This is a genomic window from Acinetobacter sp. Q85-2 (genome assembly GCF_013420555.1).
Taxonomy (GTDB): Bacteria; Pseudomonadota; Gammaproteobacteria; order Pseudomonadales; family Moraxellaceae; genus Acinetobacter; species Acinetobacter indicus.
In genome coordinates, this window is the sequence record NZ_VOXW01000002.1 from 32448 (window position 1) to 50807 (window position 18360).

20 protein-coding genes and 1 tRNA gene are annotated in these 18360 nt (G+C 43.8%); 20 read left to right on the plus strand and 1 reads right to left on the minus strand.

Annotation, left to right across the window (positions count from 1 at the left end):
• Positions 1-19: 19 nt before the first annotated feature.
• On the minus strand, positions 20-1036 hold the full coding sequence (gene epmB, locus FTT68_RS01540; RefSeq protein ID WP_016658396.1) for an EF-P beta-lysylation protein EpmB: 1017 nt from the start codon (positions 1034-1036) through the stop codon (positions 20-22).
• 378 nt (positions 1037-1414) lie between these two features.
• Here epmB and efp point away from each other — a divergent pair, with 378 nt between their 5' ends.
• From efp to FTT68_RS01640, 20 genes are all read left to right on the plus strand, one after another.
• Complete coding sequence (gene efp / locus FTT68_RS01545; protein WP_005176835.1) at positions 1415-1984, plus strand: elongation factor P; 570 nt, start codon at positions 1415-1417, stop codon at positions 1982-1984.
• A gap of 172 nt (positions 1985-2156) precedes the next feature.
• Positions 2157-4256, plus strand: coding sequence for a carbon starvation CstA family protein (locus FTT68_RS01550; protein ID WP_005176837.1), 2100 nt, complete (start codon positions 2157-2159; stop codon positions 4254-4256).
• Positions 4257-4267: 11 nt separating this feature from the next.
• Positions 4268-4567 (plus strand): YbdD/YjiX family protein, encoded by a 300-nt coding sequence (locus tag FTT68_RS01555; RefSeq protein ID WP_005176838.1) that lies wholly within the window; start codon positions 4268-4270, stop codon positions 4565-4567.
• A 97-nt stretch (positions 4568-4664) separates the two neighbouring features.
• Positions 4665-5615, plus strand: coding sequence for a MoxR family ATPase (locus FTT68_RS01560; RefSeq protein ID WP_005176839.1), 951 nt, complete (start codon positions 4665-4667; stop codon positions 5613-5615).
• Positions 5616-5617: 2 nt separating this feature from the next.
• Complete coding sequence (locus FTT68_RS01565; protein WP_180175128.1) at positions 5618-6529, plus strand: DUF58 domain-containing protein; 912 nt, start codon at positions 5618-5620, stop codon at positions 6527-6529.
• A 2-nt stretch (positions 6530-6531) separates the two neighbouring features.
• Complete coding sequence (locus tag FTT68_RS01570; protein WP_180175129.1) at positions 6532-8541, plus strand: DUF3488 and transglutaminase-like domain-containing protein; 2010 nt, start codon at positions 6532-6534, stop codon at positions 8539-8541.
• A gap of 31 nt (positions 8542-8572) precedes the next feature.
• A tRNA-Val gene (locus tag FTT68_RS01575) sits at positions 8573-8649 on the plus strand.
• Positions 8650-8825: 176 nt separating this feature from the next.
• Positions 8826-10025, plus strand: a complete 1200-nt coding sequence (locus FTT68_RS01580) for a tyrosine-type recombinase/integrase (protein WP_180175130.1) — start codon at positions 8826-8828, stop codon at positions 10023-10025.
• 3 nt (positions 10026-10028) lie between these two features.
• Positions 10029-10715 carry a hypothetical protein gene (locus FTT68_RS01585; RefSeq protein ID WP_180175131.1) on the plus strand — a complete coding sequence of 229 codons (687 nt, stop codon included), beginning with the start codon at positions 10029-10031 and terminating at the stop codon, positions 10713-10715.
• Between the two features lie 92 nt (positions 10716-10807).
• Complete coding sequence (locus FTT68_RS01590) at positions 10808-11011, plus strand: AlpA family transcriptional regulator (protein ID WP_168461557.1); 204 nt, start codon at positions 10808-10810, stop codon at positions 11009-11011.
• Positions 11008-11220 carry a helix-turn-helix domain-containing protein gene (locus FTT68_RS01595; protein ID WP_180175132.1) on the plus strand — a complete coding sequence of 71 codons (213 nt, stop codon included), beginning with the start codon at positions 11008-11010 and terminating at the stop codon, positions 11218-11220. Before FTT68_RS01590 ends, FTT68_RS01595 begins: the two co-directional genes overlap by 4 nt.
• Before the next feature lie 130 nt (positions 11221-11350).
• Positions 11351-11731: a hypothetical protein gene (locus FTT68_RS01600; protein ID WP_180175133.1), complete on the plus strand. Its 381-nt coding sequence runs from the start codon at positions 11351-11353 to the stop codon at positions 11729-11731.
• Positions 11724-12119, plus strand: coding sequence for a hypothetical protein (locus FTT68_RS01605; protein WP_163169983.1), 396 nt, complete (start codon positions 11724-11726; stop codon positions 12117-12119). The genes FTT68_RS01600 and FTT68_RS01605 overlap by 8 nt, the downstream gene beginning before the upstream one ends.
• On the plus strand, positions 12116-14281 hold the full coding sequence (locus FTT68_RS01610) for a YfjI family protein (protein WP_180175134.1): 2166 nt from the start codon (positions 12116-12118) through the stop codon (positions 14279-14281). The genes FTT68_RS01605 and FTT68_RS01610 overlap by 4 nt, the downstream gene beginning before the upstream one ends.
• 367 nt (positions 14282-14648) lie before the next feature.
• A complete protein-coding gene (locus tag FTT68_RS01615) occupies positions 14649-14930 on the plus strand; it encodes a hypothetical protein (protein ID WP_168382302.1) in 282 nt (93 codons plus the stop codon).
• Positions 14927-16045, plus strand: a complete 1119-nt coding sequence (locus FTT68_RS01620; RefSeq protein WP_180175135.1) for a phage major capsid protein — start codon at positions 14927-14929, stop codon at positions 16043-16045. Before FTT68_RS01615 ends, FTT68_RS01620 begins: the two co-directional genes overlap by 4 nt.
• Positions 16046-16104: 59 nt before the next feature.
• Positions 16105-16452, plus strand: a complete 348-nt coding sequence (locus FTT68_RS01625; protein WP_180175136.1) for a hypothetical protein — start codon at positions 16105-16107, stop codon at positions 16450-16452.
• A 55-nt stretch (positions 16453-16507) separates the two neighbouring features.
• Positions 16508-16810 (plus strand): HNH endonuclease, encoded by a 303-nt coding sequence (locus FTT68_RS01630; RefSeq protein ID WP_180175137.1) that lies wholly within the window; start codon positions 16508-16510, stop codon positions 16808-16810.
• Between the two features lie 80 nt (positions 16811-16890).
• Positions 16891-17211, plus strand: a complete 321-nt coding sequence (locus tag FTT68_RS01635; protein ID WP_180175138.1) for a terminase small subunit — start codon at positions 16891-16893, stop codon at positions 17209-17211.
• Between the two features lie 602 nt (positions 17212-17813).
• Positions 17814-18242 carry an I78 family peptidase inhibitor gene (locus FTT68_RS01640; RefSeq protein WP_005176977.1) on the plus strand — a complete coding sequence of 143 codons (429 nt, stop codon included), beginning with the start codon at positions 17814-17816 and terminating at the stop codon, positions 18240-18242.
• The last annotated feature ends 118 nt before the right edge of the window (positions 18243-18360 follow it).

An 18360-nucleotide genomic window follows, 5' to 3' on the forward strand; every position in this document is an offset into this window, starting at 1 on the left:
GTTGTTATTTAACTCAAATTCAAGCAGTTGAAACCCCAAAAAGCGGTGTTTTATTCTTTTCGCCCGCAATTTCCCTAACGAGTTTAGGAACCAGATAACCCGGCAAGTTCGCTAAAACCTCTTTATAAATAAGATCGATGTCCTGTGGCATCAGATCGAAATGATGTGCACCTTTCACTTTATCTAATACATGCAAGTAATACGGCATCACCCCAGCATCGAACAGGCGATAACTTAAATCGACCAGAACCTGAGCAGAATCATTCACCCCACGAAGTAAAACTGCCTGATTCAGGACGGTAATTTGATGTTTCACCAGTGTATTTAATGTACGGCAAGTGAAGTCATCCAATTCTGATGCATGATTTGAGTGTACCACCAGAATAATCCGTAGCCTACTGTTTTTTAATATGGAAATCAGCGCTTCATCGACACGGTTGGGGATTACAATCGGAACGCGTGAATGAATTCTCAAAAATTTAATCTGCGGCAGCGATTCCAGACGTTCAATCCAGCTCTGTAAACGTCGATTGGTTAACGTTAATGGATCACCGCCACTTAAAATCACTTCGTTAATGTCGGGCTGAGATTCAATATATTGTTTGATGTTTAGCCAATCTTCATTTTTAGGCAGGTTGTCCTGATAGGGAAAATGGCGGCGGAAACAGTAGCGGCAATGTACTGCACAAGCCCCGGTCAGGGTCAGTAGAAAACGCGACTTATATTTGTGCAGGACACCCGGTTGCTGGTTGGCCTGTTCTTCACCTAAGGGATCGGTGACAAATTCAGGATGATCTTCCAATTCCAGATGATGTGGCAAGACCTGTAACAGCAGCGGATCAAAGGGATCGGCGACTTTCATTTTTCCGACGAATGCACGCGGCACACGTAATTTAAACTGTTCAGATGCCAGAATTGCGCCGGAGAGTAACTGTTCAGGCGACAGTTGCAGAAGACTCAGTAACTCTTGAGGATCGGTAATTAAATCACTGAGCTGTGATTGCCAGTTTTGCTGTTGATACAAATAGTTTGTCATGCCGGAAAAAGAATCATGGAAGTGGGAGGGCAAGGCCTAATCGTGCTAGTTTAACAGTTTGCAGGCGCTGGGAATGTGCTTTGTGTGCGAAAAATCAGGACATCCGGGCCAAGCGGAGTCTAGAACGAGCTGCGCTGATTTTAAGCATCTGCCAGTTGGGAATAAAGCCGGTAGATGGATATCTGCTTGTAACTTAGGCAGCAGCGGCCGGTTAAACAAGAATTTTTCATTGCGGCAAGGCATATTGGTCATTTAGAATACGTCACATAAAATGAATGTGCATGTGGCAACTAATGTTCGTGTCAGACTTGCTAAATGACATCGCAACAGCCCGTAGCATCGATAGCTTAAAGTTAGTAAGTTTGGAGTGTGCCAGTCATGGCCAATTATTCTACGAATGAATTCAAGTCAGGCCTTAAGGTTATGCTTGATGGTAACCCATGTTCAATCATGGAAAACGAATACGTAAAACCAGGTAAAGGTCAGGCCTTCAACCGTGTGAAATTACGTAACCTTAAAACAGGTAAAGTATTAGAAAAAACTTTCAAATCTGGTGATTCACTAGAAGCTGCTGACATTGTAGAAGTAGAAATGGACTACTTGTACAACGACGGCGAACTGTGGAACTTCATGGATCCTGTAACATTTGAACAGATCGCAGCTGATAAAACAGCTATGGGCGATGCTGCAAAATGGTTAAAAGACGATTCTAATGAAAAATGTACCATTATGTTGTTCAACGGCGTGCCTTTAAACGTCAGCGCTCCGAACTTCGTGGTATTAAAAATTGTTGAAACTGATCCAGGTGTTCGTGGTGATACTTCTGGCGGTGGCGGTAAGCCAGCGAAACTTGAAACAGGTGCTGTGGTACGTGTTCCATTATTCGTTCAGCAAGAAGAAAGCGTTCGTGTAGATACCCGTACTGGTGAATATTTAGAACGTGCATAATGGTGTAAAAATATACTATTATCGAAGGGATGATGATCAATCATCCCTTTTTTTATGCCAAAGTCTTAGAGGCATAGAAAAATAACAGGTGTAAAGTCGCAAAGGAAAACAGCAGTACCTCGAACAACAACAATCAAGCTGATTTAAATGCATCGAAAATATGAGGGATTGAATGGAAACATTACCAACGAAGTCGAGCCTAACTTCGAAAATTATCTGGCTGCTCGTCGCTATTGTGGGTGCAGTGTCTTTCGGGATTCTGGCACTCAGCCGTGGTGAGCATGTAAACGCAGTCTGGCTGGTCCTCGCCGCCGCCTGTGTCTATAGCATTGCTTACCGCTTCTACAGTTTATTTATTGCCAATAAAGTCTTTGAACTCAATGCTAGGCGTTTAACTCCCGCGCATCGCCTGGCCGACGGTTTAGATTATGTTCCGACCAATAAAAGTGTCTTGTTCGGCCATCACTTTGCTGCAATTGCCGGTGCCGGACCGCTGGTTGGTCCTATTCTGGCAGCACAAATGGGTTATTTACCGGGCACCATCTGGCTACTGGTCGGGGTGGTGCTGGCCGGTGCGGTACAGGATTTCCTGGTGTTGTTTATTTCGACCCGTCGTGACGGCCGTTCACTGGGTGAAATGGCCAAGCAGGAACTGGGCAGCTTTGCCGGTATTATCGTGATGCTGGGTGCACTTGGGGTGATGATTATCATCCTGGCGGTACTGGCGCTGGTGGTGGTGAAAGCCCTGACCAACAGTCCGTGGGGTGTATTCAGTATTGCCGCCACCATTCCGATTGCCATTTTTATGGGCATTTACATGCGTTTTATCCGTCCGGGTAAAATTGCAGAAGTGTCGATTATCGGTTTTGTGCTGATGATGCTCGGTATTATCTACGGTGAAAACATTGCGCAGCATCCGTACTGGGGACCGTTCTTTACCTTGTCAGGGACTGAGCTGACCTGGGCATTGATCATTTACGGTTTTATTGCGTCGGTTTTACCGGTGTGGCTGTTATTGGCACCGCGTGATTATCTGTCAACTTTCTTGAAAATTGGTGTCATTGCAGGTCTGGCGATTGGTATTTTATTTGCCATGCCGGAAATGAAACTGCCAGCGGTCACCAAGTTTGTTGATGGGACTGGTCCGGTATTTGCCGGTTCGCTGTTCCCATTCCTGTTTATTACCATTGCCTGTGGTGCGATTTCCGGTTTCCACGCCCTGGTGTCTTCAGGAACCACGCCAAAACTGGTCAACAACGAACGCGATATCCGTATGATTGGTTATGGCGGTATGTTGATGGAATCTTTCGTGGCGATTATGGCGCTGATCTGTGCCGCGGTGCTTGATCCGGGTGTGTATTTCGCGATTAACTCGCCAGCGGCTTTACTGGGTACGTCGGTAGATACGGCAGCAGAAGCTGTGCGTAACCTTGGTTTTGTGGTCACGCCTGAAGCCTTGACCTTGCTGGCCCAGGAAGTCGGTGAAAACTCGATTCTGTCCCGTACTGGTGGTGCGCCAACCTTCGCAATTGGTATGGCCCATATCATCACCGAGATTTTCAATAGCCGTGAAATGATGGCGTTCTGGTATCACTTTGCCATTCTGTTTGAGGCGCTGTTCATTCTGACAGCGGTGGATGCCGGTACCCGTGCCTGCCGTTTTATGGTTCAGGATACCGTAGGTATTGTGATTCCTGCAGTGAAAAAATCACACAACTTCTTTGGTAACTTGCTGGGCACGGCAGTTGCAGTGGCTGGTTGGGGCTTCTTCGTTTATCAGGGCGTGGTCGATCCACTTGGCGGGATTAACAGCTTGTGGCCACTGTTTGGTATTGGTAACCAGATTCTGGCTGCCATGGCGCTCATTCTTGGTACTGTCATCCTGTTCAAGATGAAGAAACAGAAATATGTCTGGGTGACCATCATCCCGACCGTGTTCCTGTTTATCACCTCGATGACTGCTGGCTGGCAGAAGATTTTCCACGAAAATCCGAAGATCGGCTTCCTGGCACAGGCAGAGCGTTTCAATACCGCCATTGCCAATAATGAAATTCTGGCACCAGCCAAAAGTATTGCGGAAATGCAGACTGTGGCAATGTCGAACCAGATTAATGCGGCATTGTGTGGCTTCTTTATGATTGTGGCGTTTGTGATGCTGTTTGCTGCGATTGGGGTGATTCGCCGTGCCTTGGCCAATCCGGAACCAACCGTGCATGAAGCAGAAGCAATTTACCGCGATCCTGAAGATATTCAGCCGGCCAAAGGCCATTAAGGAGCGAGAAGATGAATCTGAAATTTGCTCGAGCGGGTAAAACGGTGATTTATAAAATCATCAAAATGACCGTGATGTCGCAGAAGGATTTAATCCTGAATCCTAAAAACTGGTCGCGGATTGCCACATTGTGGCAGCGCCTGCAGCAAAGTTTCCGGCTGATGGTGGGGGTGCCTGACTATCAGACTTATCTGGAGCATATGCGGCAGCATCATCCGGATCTGGAAGCGATGGATGCCAAAACCTTTTACCGGCACTGTGTCGATTCACGTTATCCATCTTCCGGAAACCTGAAGAAGTGTCCGTGTTAAAAGTCTAGAAATCATCTGATTTCTTTAGAAAAAAAACAAAACGGTGTATGTTAGGACATACACCGTTTTTATTTGGGGAATGAAGGTGATTTGGGGCATGAAACAGGATAAGAAATCGGAACCAGTACACGATCAGGCGCAGCTCCAGAGCGAGCTGCAGCGCTATGCACCCAAAATCCAGCAGTTCCTTGAACAGGTTAATCAGATTGTTCTGGATAAACAGCAGCAGACCAAACTGGCACTGGTCTGTTTACTGGCCGGCGGCCATGTGCTGTTTGAAGATTTACCCGGTCTGGGCAAAACTACCTTATCCAGCAGTCTGGCGCATTTGGCCGGACTGAAATTTCAGCGGATTCAGTTTACCAATGACATGCTGGCCAGTGATGTAATTGGGGTGAACATGTTTAATCAGAAAGAACATCAGTTTGAGTTTAAGCAAGGCCCGATTTTTACCCAGATTTTATTGGCCGATGAAATTAACCGCTGTAGCCCGAAAACCCAGAGTGCCTTGCTGGAAGCAATGGAAGAGGGCAACGTCACGGTCGATGGCGTGCGTTACGAACTGCCGCAACCATTTTGGGTCATTGCTACCCAGAATCCGCTGTTTCAAAGCGGAACCTATGCATTGCCTGAATCACAACTGGATCGCTTTTTAATGCGTTTATCACTGGGCTATCCATCGCGTTATGCAGAAAAACTATTGCTGCAGCAATCTTCCCGGCAGAGCCTGATTGCCAGTTTGCAGCATGTGTTTAGTGAAGATGAAATCCTGGAATTACAACAGCAGGTGCATCGGCTATATGTCAGTGACGCCGTGCAGGATTATATTCTGGATCTGGCCGAAGCCAGCCGTAAAAACCGGCATGGACTATCGACGCGCGGAGTACTGGCCCTGAAAAAAGCCGCCCAGGCACATGCGTTAATTGAACAGCGCAGTTTTGTCACTCCGGATGATGTACAAGCGGTTTTTGTGGCGGTGGTGGCACATCGTATTGGTTTAAGTGAGGGTGAAACCCAGCAGCTGCTGCAACAGGTGCAGGTCAGCTAAGTATGCTCGGGCAGAATTTTTGGCAGCACTGGCTGGAGAAACGCTTTCAATTCCAGCAGAAAAAACGCCTCACGCAAAAAGATGTACTGGTATTTATTTATCAGCAGGGTTACTTATATCTGGTGCTTATCCTGATTACCTTTGTGGCCGGTATTAACTATGCCAATAACCTGATTCTGGGCTTCTGCTTTTTAATTAGCGCGATTTTATGTGTCAGTTTTTATTTGACCTTTAAGCAGCTGCATGGCTTGCAGCTTGAGGTGGTGGCACAGCAGGTCGGGCAGGCCGGGGAAAATGTCCAGCTGCACCTGTTTTTTCAGCAGGATACGCCACAGCTGCGTTATCTGTGGATTCAGGTTGATCAGCAATTACATAAACTGGCGCTGAGTGAAGCCAAACAGCAGTATAGCTTAGCTTTTTATACTGCCCAGCGCGGCAAGTTTCATTATCCGGCCATCCAGTTATATTCGGTTTATCCCTTTGGTCTGGTACGTGCCTGGACCTATCTGTATTTCAATGACTTTGCCTGGATTGCACCGAAAGCGGCGCAGCACACCACTGAAAATAAACACAACCGGCACAATGAAGAACCGGATTTAGATGAATTCCGGGAGCTGCGCAGTTATCAGCTCGGAGATTCTTTGCAGGCAGTGTCCTGGAAACAGGTGGCGCGTGGACAAGGTTTATATGTCAAGGTCTTTGAGCAATATCAGAATCAGCAGCAGCTTGAAATTGACTATGCGCAGATGCCCAGCACATCGCATGAAGAAAAACTCAGCCTAATGATGGGCCTAGTCGAGCAGTGTGAACAGCAGCAATGTGCCTATGCCCTGTATTTGCCGCAGGTAGAATTACCGGCCGCCTGTGGCGAGCAGCAATTGCTGCTCGCCAAACAACTGTTGGCGCAGGCATAAAGATGAATTCCAGTATCCGTATTTCGATTCTCTCAAGCCTGGGCCTGCTGTTACTGGCACAGCTGATCTATCTGCCTGTGCTGCTCAGTATAATTTTTATCATCATCCTGATTAGTCTGTATTTCAGTCTGCAGCCCGGGCGTCAGCCGATTGCCAAATACTGGACCTTTAGCCTGATTGCGCTGGCGCTGCTGAGTATTTATTTACAGTACCGCGCCTTTATTGGGGTAGAGGCCGGCGTGGCGGTGTTATCAACCTTTTTATTTGCCAAGGCCCTCGAAACCCGAACCCGGCGCGATGTGATTATCCTGTTCAATTTCGCGCTATTTGTCAGTGCCAGTTCCTTCCTGTTTAGCCAGTCAATCTGGATGGCCTTTATGGTCATTTTAAGCCTGCTCAGTTGTCTGATCGGGCTGTATCGCCTGCAAACCAGCGAATTTGAATATCAGGCTTCGGCTGTACAGGCCTTAAAACGCGATGCCCGCCATGTGGGGCGTTTTGTGCTGTATGCACTGCCATTTTTTGTCTTGCTGTTTATGTTTTTCCCGCGGCTACCGCCACTGTGGCATATTCCGATTCCGGAAAATAAAGGTATTACCGGAATTAGTGACAGCATGTCGCCGGGCGATATTGCCGAGCTGTCACAATCTAGCGCGCTGGCCTTTCGGATTATTGGCGATGTGCAGCAACTGCCACCACGGCATGAGCTGTATTGGCGGGCGATGGTGCTGGATGAATATGATGGCCAGCGCTGGCGTAGCAGCTTTGTTAACCAGCAGCCGTTAATGCGTAGCGATGTATTGCAGCCGGCGCATGCGCGTAGTTTTGATTATCAATATCTGGCGGCTGACCCGGGCGTGCGTTGGGTGATGGGGCTGGAGAAATCGGTACCGCTGGAGCGCCGTTATTATAGCCAGCAGGATTGGGGCATTGTACCGCGGCGTTTAACCCAGCGGGTCGAGCCGATTCCGTTGCGCTGGATCGGCGATATCCAGGCTCAGACCGTGAGTAATGCTCATCTGAATTTACGCATCAATACTCAATTTTCGGTACAGCAGGATCTGCAAGCACAACAATTGGCCCAGCGTTTATTTTTGCACAGCGGACAAGATCCTGAGCGTTATGTACAGCAGGTGCTGCGCTGGTATCGGGAAAATGGCTTTGTATATACCTTAACCCCGGGGCGATTAGGGCAACATCGTGTTGATGAGTTCCTGTTTCAGTCACGTCAGGGCTTTTGTGAACATTATGCTTCCAGTTTTGTGATGCTGATGCGTTATGTCGGAATTCCGGCGCGGGTGGTCACCGGTTATCAGGGTGGAGAGCTGGCCCCAGATGGTAAAAGTTGGGAAGTACGCCAGTTAGATGCGCATGCCTGGACCGAAGTGCTGTTAAACGGCAAATGGCAGCGTTTTGACCCCACAGCAATGATTAGTCCGCAGCGGGTTGAGCAGGGCATGCAAAACCTGATTGCGGAAGATCAGGCGGTATTGGGCGAGCGCGGCAGTGGCTGGACTTATCGGCATTATCATTTAATGAATAAACTGCGTATCTGGAGCGACTATGCCAGCTATCAATGGCAAAGCAAGGTGGTGGGCTATAATGCCGAGTCGCAGCGGGGCTGGCTGGCCAAACTGGGGCTACATTCCAGCTATGCCAATATCCTGATGCTGATACTGACCATTTTAGGTCTGCTGGGGCTATATATGGCCTGGTTGTATTATCAGCATCTTCGCCGGCAGCCAAAACTTGCCCAGCTGTTGCAGACGTTTTCGAAGCCGTTACCGCCTGAATTACAGAAAAAGCCTGCTGAAACGTTTAACATGTGGATGTCTCGTTTGGCGGCTCAGGCTGAGTCACAGCAGCATCATGTGTTTAAGCAGACCGTGCAGTTATATGAGCAGATGCAGTATGCATCTGAGCAGGTTTCTGAGGCAGATTTGAAAAAATTCAAAGCATTGCTGAATTCTTGTGCATCTGCATTGAAAAATCATAGAAAAGGCTTGTCATAAAATTTAAAAGTGAATATGATGCGTCACATATAGGCGTATAGCTCAGTTGGTTAGAGCGCTACGTTGACATCGTAGAGGTCTCCAGTTCGAGTCTGGATATGCCTACCAATGCATTAAAAATATATGTTGTTACATAACTTCATATAGGTAATAAAGCCCTGAATTATAACGATTTAGGGCTTTTTTATTGCTTTTCTTAAAGATACATAACTTCGCTTATAGTTTAAAAATATGTACACGGTGGTGTACACTGCGTTAAAAATATAACTCATGTGTACAAGGTTATGAAAAGAAGCGAAATAAAGAAGCGACCATTATCACCAGCCGTATTGGATGGGTTAGAACCTGAAGAAAAAGAATATCGGGAGCTAGATGCTAACGGCTTATATTTTCGGGTACAGCCAAGCGGTAAAAAATCATGGTTGTTTAGATATAAAAAAGAAAATGGTAAGTGGTCATGGTTGAGTATTGGCTCATATCCAGCGATGAAAGCAGTTGTTGCTAGAAAAAAGGCAGCAGAATTTCAGGAAAATATCTATGCTGGGGTGCAGCTTGAAACCAAGCAGAAGATTAAACAAAACAAGATTGAACTGGAAAATTTACTATTCAGTGTTTTGATGAATGACTGGCTTGCAACCAAGAACGGTAACTGGGATGCAGTCACCTATGACAAAGCGGTGAAGTCAATCAACAGGCACATTATTCCAGCGTTTGGAGAGCGCAACTATTTAGAGATAGCACCGCATGAATGGTTAGATTTTTTTAGAGGTTTGCAGGAAGATTTAGGCATTTATACACAGGTTGAAAAATTGCGCTCATATTGTAGAAGCGCATACAACCTTGCCAAGTTTAAAAACAAGATCGAATCTAATCCGCTTGATGGTATGACAGAGTTTTTAAACAAGGGCGACAGGGGCAATATGAAATATGTTGAACTTGATCAAGTGGGCAGATTAATAAAAGCAATTAGGCAGCACCCATCAAGACCAGTGGCAATAGGTTTAGAGTTGTTGGCGCTATTATTCCCTAGACCCTCAGAACTTCGGGAAGCCGTTTGGGATGATTTTAATTTAGATCAAGCCGAGTGGATTAAGCCAGCCGAGAAAACAAAAACAGGTATTGTTCACGCTGTACCATTGCCACGACAGGCGGTTGAATTGCTTAGAGAGCTACACACTTATAAAACAGAATCTGAGTATTTATTTCCGAGCCGTGATAGTTACGAAAAGCCCATAAGTAATATGACATTTAATGTTGCGTTAAATCGCTTGGGCTATCAAGGGCGACAAAATCCGCATGGTTTTAGACATATTGCCAGCACCGCATTAAATAATAAATTTAGCGACAAGTCACAGGTCATAGAAGCGTGTTTAGGTCACATCAAAAAAGGTGTAAAGGGTAAATATGATAAGGCACAGCACTTTGATGAGCGTATAGAGGTCATGCAGTGGTGGGCAGATGAATTAGATCGGTTGGTGGGGTAAATAATGAAAATACCGTATCCAATTAAGGATTATTTTGTTGATGAGCAATATGATTTTAGTGAGAGCTTGGAGCGTTGGCGGTGGGAGTTCATAAGACGCAACCCTGAGTATCAAGCATTTTATGAAAAGCATAAAAACTACTCACACCCTAGTGAGTGGTCAGATGTATGGAAGTTTGGCTTAAGAGGATTGCCCGACCCAAAAAATGATATGGGGTTAAGCGTTCTTTCAACTCGAGTAGGTTTTATTGAGCTTCCTACTTACAGGCAATATAAGAAAGAAATAAAAAAAGATTGGTACACCCATGAACGGTATTTGCATGGATTACTAAGGTCACTCACAGAATTTCAATCAAAGCACATGCAACTGGCTGTGATAGATTTATCTATACCTATTGACTTACAAATAAAAAAATTAAAAGAAGATATAAAGTTCAGAGAGGAATATGACGAAATAAATATGGTCATAAAAAATTATAGATTTAGTGATTGGAAAGAATATTTGAAAATATTGGATGCGAAATATAGCGGACTTGATGAATCTCAAATAGCAGAGCAACTCTACCCAGAAGTTGAAAATATTTATCCCGATTACTCTGGAAAAAAAAGAATTATCAAGGCATTACAGCGTTCAGAGTATCTCATTAATAACTTTGCTACTGGTGGCAATGAAATGAATCGCCAACTTTAAGGAAAAATTACAGCCGAAAGATTTTTCCTATTTTTCTATGTAGCCATGTAGATAATTAAGTACATCCCAAGTAATGCAAAAGGATGTATTTAATGTTAAAGCGATTCAATGAAGTATGCGACCTCTTAAGCCTCAGTCGTGATGGCTTGCGTAAAGTTCAACTCAAAGACCCCACCTTCCCAAAACCAATAAAGCTAGGCAACAGCAAACAAGCTCCAGTGTTCTTCGATATTAAAGAGCTAGAGCAATGGCTGGAGAAGAAAAAAGCAGAGCGTACTGGGGAGCTTAAAGCATGAACAACACTCAATTAAAACAAGTCCTAGCACACCTCAAGCAAGGCAAAACCCTTTCACAAGCTGAAGCTATTGACCTTTTTAACTGCTACCGCCTGAGCGCAATCATTCAGCGTTTACGGTGTGCAGGTTACGACATTGTGACCCACTACGAGCGCAATAATTCAGGCATTGGCCGACATGCACGTTATGAGCTTGTTAAAGAGGTGTAAGCATGAAAAACAATCATAAGCATTATCTGAAATCACTTGTTGAATACATGAAGCCACTGGCAACAGAAAACCATCATTTTAAAAACTTCAAATTATCCCAGCAGCACCAGGGCATTAAAGGTGTGAAAAAATGAAATATCTATCAAGTCAGACACGACAAAACCGACAAAACCCGCCTTTCAGCATGAATATTTTTTCAAAATGCCTAGAAAGTGGGGTGACAAAACCGACAAAACTAGATTATAGTTATCTTGCTTTGAGCAAAATCTCAAAGTCAACTTTAGCAGGTTGCAACAATAAAGGCGTACATAGTCCGCTTCGGACTTTTTTTGTGCGTTATCTCTCTATGCCTACGCATATTCTTTATGCAAGTTGTGGGGGGCGGACACCTTCGGGTGTGCTGGTTACCTTTATTACCAGTCTGCTAACCGACCCTCATGGCTTGCGCCAATCATTTAGCAGTGAAGTGCAAGCCTTTAATCAAAATAAAGGAGCGCATTCTCATGCCTAATCAAATCAATAAAACAGCAGCAAATCATTTAGAAGATGCTCAAGTCTATCTTGAATCACTAGAGAGCGTATTGCTTCGCTTGTACACTAGCTACGACCAGTGCGACCTTTCAGATGATAAAGCAAAGGCCATGCTCAGTGTGTGTGAAGTGCTGGCGAATGGTGCTTTAGAAGATATTGAAAGTGCCAGTGTAAAAACTAAATTATATATTTCCGCTTATATCGACTTAGCGAATGGCATTGTAGTCACTATTGATGAGTTATCAGATTTCAATCTAGCTAAAGGCCACACAGCAGCAGCTATACACGGCCTATTCTTAGTGGCTGGACAATTAAAAGAATCATTAGAAACTGCGGTTTATGCTGTTATGAAAGGGGGTGCAGCATGAATGCAAAATGCCCCGATACTTTAGAAATGTTCTCTACTGATGTTGCTGAGTTTGAACGCTCGAACCTATCAAGCCAAAGCAGCAGCGTTTTTAAAGCAGTTATTGCCGATAGCTTTATCGACCCCCAAAACCCCGATTTTGATTGCGAGGGGTGCAAAGCATATCCGCTTGCATCACCCGACAATTTAAGTATTTTAACTGGCTATTTCGTTAATGGTGTGGCTCATAAATGGGATGCCACAACAGAACCGCATACCGTTATTGAAAAAAAGAAAGTGGCTTTTAATGTAGGTAGTGGGGTGCTGGCTACCAACACAAATAAAAAATATTTGTCTTATGCGATTGGGACAAATGACCCTGAGTTATTTGTGAAGATAGCCGAAGCAGGGGAGGCAGTTATATATCATAAGGATATTGATACAGCTTATCAAATTGTAAACAAGGGTATGCCTGAATCAATATTTAGATTGATTGCAGGCAAATCTGTACCTAAAGACAATGCTGATTTATTTGTTCAAGTGGATGACAGTTTTAAAAAATTTACTAAAGCAGATATTAAAAAACTGTTTTTAGAAAAAGTTAATCAATTGAAGCAATCAATAGATCAGGATTCGTTTGAACAGCCACAGGCGCATGAGTGGAAAGAGCCAAAGCCGATCAAATCAGAATTGTTGCCAGTGCAGCAGCTTAGTCAAGATATGCTACCACTGGAGTTTAAAGAGTATATTTTTGACGAAGCTATCGGGGCGGATAATATGTCACCTGATATGGTGGCAGCTTGTTTGATTACTTCATTCGCCTCCCTGATTGGTGCAAAAGTTGGAGTTAAGCCGAAAACATATAGCAACTGGACGATAGTCCCTAACTTATGGGGCGGCATTGTTGCACCACCATCTAGTAAAAAATCTCCAGCTTTTAATGCTGGCACTTATCCACTGGATCGGCTAGTTGCAACAGCAAGAGAAGAATTTAAGGAGGTGAAGAAAAAGCATGAAATCCTATCTTTTGCCAAAGATGCAGATAAGAGTGCATTGAAGTCCAAGATTAAAGATGCAAGTAAGAAAGGTGATGAAGAAAAGCAAAAGCAGCTCATTGAAGAAATGATGCAGCTTGAAGATGAAGCACAGCCAATTTTAAGACGCTACAAAACCAATGATTCTTCACCAGAAGCACTGGCGGAACTTGAAAAGCAAAATCCTAACGGTGTGCTGGTGCTTCGTGATGAATTAACAGGATGGCTGGAATCCGTAGATAAAGACCCATCGGAAAGGGCTTTTTATCTTGAAGCGTTTAACGGTGATAAGCCTTATGAGTTCGACAGAATTTTACGTGGGCATGGATATATTGAAAATCATTGCTTATCAATTTTGGGCGGTATTCAGCCTGATAAGTTAATCACTTATCTTGAGCCAAGTATTAAAGGTATGGGCAATGATGGCTTGTTTCAGCGTTTCCAAGTCTTGGTCTATCCTGATGCGACAGAGTGGCAATATGTGGATCGGATACCTAATAAGTTGGCTAGAAATGAAGTATTTGAGCTATTTAAGCAAGTGGATGAAATGGATGAGTATTCGCTAGTCAAAATGGGTGCAAATCCGACTGATGATTACAACACAAGACCTTATTTCCGCTTTGGTCAAAAAGCACAGGAGCTTTATATTAAGTGGACAACCGATCTTCATAAAAACAAGATTGAGAATGAAGAACATTCAATCATTGCACAGCACTTGCAGAAATATCCAAAACTGATGACTTCACTGGCCTTAATTTTTCACATCATTGATGGAATCAAGTTTGGCTCAGTCGGTGATATTAGTGAGCAATCGGCTGATATGGCTATCCAGTGGTGTGAGTACCTAGAATCTCATGCTAGACGAATTTACGGCCTTGTATTGGATGCTGCGACCATCAAAGCATCTTCTATAGGTCAAAAATTATTAAAGCTGAATGCCGAGCATGATTGGCGGATGAAAGGCTTTAAAGCGCGAGAAGTCCACCGTAAGAACTGGAAAGGTTTAACTGATATTGAATCAGTGGAAAATGCACTGGAGTTATTAGTTGATAACAATTGGCTAGTATTGGAAGAAATCGAGCCGACTGTTAAGGGTGGCAGACCATCAAAACGCTATTGGATTAATCCTAGAATCTACGAAATGTCATAAAAATCGCACTGACAAAACTGACAAAACTAGGTTATGTCAGTTTTGTCACCTTACTTTCTGAGTATTTTTAAAAAAATATTGGCACAAAAAAAAGTCCCTAATTGCGAGTCGGGGACTTTTTTCGTTACATCAAATCAATTTCTACTGCTCAAAACATCTTAAAGACGGATATTTAGAGGACATCATTCCTCCAAAAAATGCTTTGACGATTTACTATACATAACTTTTTTGTATGATTCAAACTAAAACATATTAATAATAAAAAAGAATGAATTAATTTAATTTAAATAACTTAAAGTTTGACATTGTGCTAAATGATGGCTAGTGTTGGTAACAAGTTACTAACAAAAGAATTTAGGGGGCTTGAGTGAATCAGGCGAATAAAAGCAGTTTAAGAGTTCGGAAGAAACGCCAGCTTGATGCTGCAAAGGTGAAGTTTTTTGATGAGCATGGCGGAGCGATTCTGTTAGCACTTCAAACAGCCAACCATGCAAAAGAAAGCGAGATTAAGCAATTGAAGTCAGAAGCCGTTGAGCGCGAACGGATCATGAAGGAGCAGGCGGAATTAAATGCCCTCATGGATGCTGCTTTATATGTGAATGCTCGTTTACGTGAAATTAAAGAAATGTTTGAAGGTGAAAAGAAATGACAGATTTATCTCAAATCGAAATTTTAGCCAAAGAGTTTAAAAACCAGGTTGATGCTATTAAGAGTGATACAACAGAACTGAAGGCCGTTGTTCTGGAATTAGAGCAAAAAGCTGCCCGTCGTCCTGGTGGTGGTTCATTCGAGGAGAAGTCAGGCAGTAAGGCACTTAAAAAGATCATTGAATCTGACCAGGTGAAGTCCTACCGTGACAAACAGGCAAGCGCGGTCACAGTCACAAGTAATTTTGAGATTAAAGCACTCACTACTGAAGGCTTGGGAATTGTTGGTTCCACTGGATATGACACCCAAGCGCAGCGCGACCCAGAGGCGATCCGCTTCATTAAGAAGCCGACAACGCTCATTGATGCTTTGCGAGTGATTCCAGTATCAAGTGCATCGTATGAATATGTGAAATTAAAATCCACTTATGAAAATGCAGCGGACTACCAGACGCTAGAAGGTGATACCAAAGCCGAGCAATCAATTCCAACTGAGGCGAAATCGGTAACGCATCGCACAATTGCAGTGACCACAATTGTTTCTAATCAAGTTATTTCGGACAACAACAGCTTACAGGCTACAATTATCTCCCTTCTGGGTGGTGGTGTGCTGCAAAAGTTAGAGCGTGAAATTGTACAAGGTGATGGCACTGGCTCAAGTATTGAAGGCTTTGCAAAACACGCGAAAGCGCATGAAGCTGAAGCAGGGACTTTGTTGGTTGATGCAATCGGTGAAGCGCGAGCAGAAGCCAAAGAAGCAGGATTGCAACCAAGTGTTGTAGTAGTCAATCCAGTAACACTGCAACAGATGGTAGGCGTGAAGCAAGATGGTGGCGGTTATGTCTTATCAAGCAATGGGCTACCGGGCTTATCAGATATGTGGACGCTACGAATTATCGAAAGTGCAGCTTGTCCGCGTAATGAGGCTTATGTGCTGGACATGGAGCAAATCGCAGTCCTAGACCGTGAACAGCTTACAGTCAAGATTGATGACATGACCCTAATGGATCAGAACTTAACTCGAATCCGCGTTGAATTACGAGCTTCGTTTGCAAACTTCATTGAAGGTGCAATTGTGAAGGTGACAGTGGCAGCAGCAGAACCGGTGGAAGGTTAATAGCGGCTGGAATATAGAGAAAGGGGCTTTATAGCCTCTTTTTTTCTTATAGGTGGATTATGAAACCAACATGGACAGCAAGATCAGCAAGATTGAAAAGCAATTGCAATGCAGCACCGCAGCCAGTGGAAGTATTGTTGCATTCAGGCCGACAAATGGAGCCTGAAGAAATTAACTTTATATCTAGTGTGCAGACATTGCCTTTAGAGGGTGTGGCATTGGTACTGTGCAAATATGCAGACAACGAGGCCAAGCTGGAACTGATCCGCATAGCTATGAAGTTCCATATTTATCGAAATGATTTTGATATATATCTGAAGAACAACAGGCAAAACCCGAAAGTAAAAACAGCTTTGGATATTTGGAAAAATATCAAGGGCGGTCAGATTGGATTCTTTAAAGCATAGTTATTCAATACAAGTGATGGGCTAGTCCCATCACTTTTTTATTTAGGATAGAACAATGGCAAAACTACCAACATTAAAACCAAGATTGCGGACGTTAAAGACGAGCCAACCCATAAGCAATGTGACTGCAAATAAGAGAAATCGTGGCAGATCATGGCGCAAGTTACGATTAGAAGTTTTATTGAGAGATAAATATACATGCCAGCACTGCGGACTGGTCAGCATAAGTTTAGAAGTAGACCATACAATCCCATTGTTTTTAGGTGGAACGGATGCAATGAGTAATTTAAAAAGCTTATGTGTGGACTGCCACAAGGTTAAAACCAGTCAGGAGAATGCAGTGGGTGGGGGCTTTTGATTGTTAAAATGAAGTCTATTTTACGGATACCGCGCCCTCCACATTCACAAAAAAAATTGCCTTTTTAGGAATGTTTACCAATGGAGCTAACCGAGAAAAAAAAGAAATTTATCGAAGGTATCAGGCAAGGTATGAATCAAAAGGAGGCAGCTATTTATGCTGGATGCCCTGAAAAATCAGCAAAGCAGCAAGGTTATAGGCTGATGCAGGATAGGCAGGTGCGGTTCTACCTGGAGAGAGATATACAACCTAAAAATATTAACATTCCAGAGATTATTAACAATTCAACCGATCCGCTTGAGCTGCTCAGTCAATTTATGAATGATGAGCTGGTGGATATGCACACCAGATTGGAGATAGCTATATTTTTACTGCCTTATTTCCACTCAAAACACGCCTGAATTGACTATTTATTAAACTTGATGTATTCACACGCGCGCGCGCGCAACACTGCTAATTTTGTGGTTTTAGGGCTTAAAATCCCAATAGAATTAAAGTGTGGGTAGCAGGCCGGTTCCTTATCTTTAATGTGCTGAAGAACAACAATCCCCCCCCCGATGGTCAAGATTCTAAATCTGAGCCACCAATAAGGTGAGCAGCTTATTTAAAACCCTCAACTGCGGTCAAATAAACACGACTGGAAGCACGTATCTGCAATCGAAAGTATTTCGTGATTTTTTACCAAGAATTTTTAAATTTTCATGTACACAGGCTTGTACATTGTAGTTTATATGGAAATATACTTTAATTTATTCAATGGTTTATGCTGTAGTTGGGTATTGGATATGCCTACCAAATTTTAAAGGCTTATAAGTGAAACACTTATAAGCCTTTTTTTATCTCTGTAATTTCTCCATCCACCAATTTATCAGTAATAGCTCTATATAAGTCAAAGCTGTCCCTCATCAAGACTAACAAGAAGCTTTCTCCCTCTTTTGCAAAAAGACACAGCAGGTCCAGTAAAATTTGCTAGGCTAATATTTTTTATACAAGAATACTGCCCATGAAAAATATTGTTCTTTTTGCTGCGCTTGCAGCCTCGCTTATGGCCTGTAGCACCGTACAGCAACCCCCAGCACAGGTAGGACTTGCCAATCCGGCCAGTCAATATTGTATTGAACAGGGCGGCCGACTGGAAATTAAAGACGAACACAGTGGTCAGGTGGGCTATTGCCATTTGCCAGATGGCAGTATCGTTGAAGAATGGGCGCTGTTCCGTCAGCAGCCAGGCCAGTGTGTGGCAGAAGAAGCCAAAAAACTGATTGGGCAATCGGGCAGTTTGCCACAGAGCGAAATCAAGCAGCGGACCCAGGCCAAAATTGTTCGCAGCGTCCATCCTGGCCAGCCGGTCACCATGGATTATCGCGCTGACCGAGTCACAGTAACCATTGATCCGAACAGTAATAAAATTGTGCAAGCATCCTGCGGTTAAGGCTAAACAGTCCGCCCAGTGCGGACTTTTTTATGGGTGTCAGGAAATTGAAATTTCAATAGGTGAGGGTAGGAGTGAGTTAAAGGCCAATTGAATGCTTGAATTGTTAAAATTTGAT

Bases quoted from the DNA above. Each gene is read 5' to 3' on its own strand.
- FTT68_RS01585 (WP_180175131.1), top strand. From the start codon at position 10,029: ATGAAAATACCGTATCCAATTAAGGATTATTTTGTTGATGAGCAATAT.
- FTT68_RS01595 (WP_180175132.1), top strand. From the start codon at position 11,008: ATGAACAACACTCAATTAAAACAAGTCCTAGCACACCTCAAGCAAGGC.
- FTT68_RS01590 (WP_168461557.1), top strand. From the start codon at position 10,808: ATGTTAAAGCGATTCAATGAAGTATGCGACCTCTTAAGCCTCAGTCGT.
- FTT68_RS01630 (WP_180175137.1), top strand. From the start codon at position 16,508: ATGGCAAAACTACCAACATTAAAACCAAGATTGCGGACGTTAAAGACG.
- FTT68_RS01610 (WP_180175134.1), top strand. From the start codon at position 12,116: ATGAATGCAAAATGCCCCGATACTTTAGAAATGTTCTCTACTGATGTT.
- FTT68_RS01600 (WP_180175133.1), top strand. From the start codon at position 11,351: ATGAAATATCTATCAAGTCAGACACGACAAAACCGACAAAACCCGCCT.
- FTT68_RS01605 (WP_163169983.1), top strand. From the start codon at position 11,724: ATGCCTAATCAAATCAATAAAACAGCAGCAAATCATTTAGAAGATGCT.
- epmB (WP_016658396.1), bottom strand. From the start codon at position 1,036: ATGACAAACTATTTGTATCAACAGCAAAACTGGCAATCACAGCTCAGT.
- FTT68_RS01565 (WP_180175128.1), top strand. From the start codon at position 5,618: ATGCTCGGGCAGAATTTTTGGCAGCACTGGCTGGAGAAACGCTTTCAA.
- FTT68_RS01580 (WP_180175130.1), top strand. From the start codon at position 8,826: ATGAAAAGAAGCGAAATAAAGAAGCGACCATTATCACCAGCCGTATTG.
- FTT68_RS01570 (WP_180175129.1), top strand. From the start codon at position 6,532: ATGAATTCCAGTATCCGTATTTCGATTCTCTCAAGCCTGGGCCTGCTG.
- FTT68_RS01640 (WP_005176977.1), top strand. From the start codon at position 17,814: ATGAAAAATATTGTTCTTTTTGCTGCGCTTGCAGCCTCGCTTATGGCC.
- FTT68_RS01620 (WP_180175135.1), top strand. From the start codon at position 14,927: ATGACAGATTTATCTCAAATCGAAATTTTAGCCAAAGAGTTTAAAAAC.
- FTT68_RS01550 (WP_005176837.1), top strand. From the start codon at position 2,157: ATGGAAACATTACCAACGAAGTCGAGCCTAACTTCGAAAATTATCTGG.
- efp (WP_005176835.1), top strand. From the start codon at position 1,415: ATGGCCAATTATTCTACGAATGAATTCAAGTCAGGCCTTAAGGTTATG.
- FTT68_RS01635 (WP_180175138.1), top strand. From the start codon at position 16,891: ATGGAGCTAACCGAGAAAAAAAAGAAATTTATCGAAGGTATCAGGCAA.
- FTT68_RS01560 (WP_005176839.1), top strand. From the start codon at position 4,665: ATGAAACAGGATAAGAAATCGGAACCAGTACACGATCAGGCGCAGCTC.
- FTT68_RS01625 (WP_180175136.1), top strand. From the start codon at position 16,105: ATGAAACCAACATGGACAGCAAGATCAGCAAGATTGAAAAGCAATTGC.
- FTT68_RS01555 (WP_005176838.1), top strand. From the start codon at position 4,268: ATGAATCTGAAATTTGCTCGAGCGGGTAAAACGGTGATTTATAAAATC.